This is a genomic window from Christensenella sp. KGMB01412 (genome assembly GCF_055522415.1).
Genome location: NZ_JBVFVW010000025.1, coordinates 1 through 1221, shown reverse-complemented (window position 1 = coordinate 1221; position 1221 = coordinate 1). Strand labels below are relative to the sequence as shown.

The following is a 1221-nucleotide window of genomic DNA, read 5'->3' as shown; positions in this document are numbered from 1 at the left end:
AAAAAAGTAATGGCAAAGGGTAAGTTTGAGAGAAACAAGCCGCACGTAAACATTGGAACAATCGGACACGTAGACCATGGAAAAACAACGCTGACGGCAGCGATCACAACGGTGCTTGCAAAGTCGGGAAAAGCGGAAGCGACCAAGTATGACGAAATCGACAAAGCGCCGGAAGAAAAAGAGCGTGGAATCACGATCAATACAGCGCACGTGGAGTACGAGACAGATACGCGCCATTACGCGCACGTAGACTGCCCGGGACACGCGGACTATGTAAAGAACATGATCACGGGAGCGGCGCAGATGGACGGAGCGATCCTGGTGGTATCGGCAGCAGACGGCCCGATGCCGCAGACGCGCGAGCATATCCTTCTTGCAAGGCAGGTAGGTGTGCCGTACATCATCGTATATATGAATAAAACAGACCAGGTAGACGATCCGGAGCTATTGGAGCTTGTGGAAATGGAAATCAGGGAGCTGCTGTCGCAGTACGATTTTCCGGGCGACGATACGCCGATCATCAAGGGAAGCGCGCTTAAGGCGCTGGAAGCGGCGCAGGCAAGCGACGACATCAAAGACAATCCGGACTGCCAGAGCATCTTCGAGCTGATGGACGCAGTAGACAGCTATATACCGGAACCGCAGAGGGACGTAGACAAGCCGTTCCTGATGCCGGTAGAGGACGTATTCTCGATCACAGGGCGCGGGACGGTAGCAACGGGCAGAGTAGAGAGAGGAACGGTAAAGGTACAGGATACGGTAGAAATCGTAGGACTGACAGAAGAGAAGAGAAGCGTAGTAGTAACGGGAGTGGAAATGTTCCGGAAGCTTCTTGACCAGGCGATCACGGGAGACAACATCGGAGCGCTGCTACGTGGTGTACAGAGAGACGAGATCGAGCGTGGGCAGGTACTTTCAGCGCCGGGTTCGATCCATCCGCACACGCACTTCAACAGCAGCGTATACGTGCTGAAGAAGGAAGAGGGAGGACGACACACGCCGTTCTTCAACGGATACCGTCCGCAGTTCTATTTCAGGACAACGGACGTAACAGGAGTAATCGAGCTGCCGAGCGGAACAGAAATGGTAATGCCGGGAGATAACATCGAAATGGAGATCAAGCTGATCACGCCGATCGCAATCGAAGAAGGACTGCGGTTCGCAATCCGCGAAGGCGGCAGGACAGTAGGTTCGGGCGTAGTATCCGGCGTAATCGAATAA

At 53.9% G+C, this 1221-nt stretch carries 1 protein-coding gene; it reads left to right on the top strand.

Going from position 1 to position 1221, the window contains the following annotated elements; genetic code table 11:
- The first annotated feature begins 9 nt into the window (after positions 1–9).
- Entirely contained in the window at positions 10–1221 is a 1212-nt protein-coding gene (gene tuf, locus ACS5WU_RS13855) for an elongation factor Tu (RefSeq protein WP_302761229.1), read from the top strand.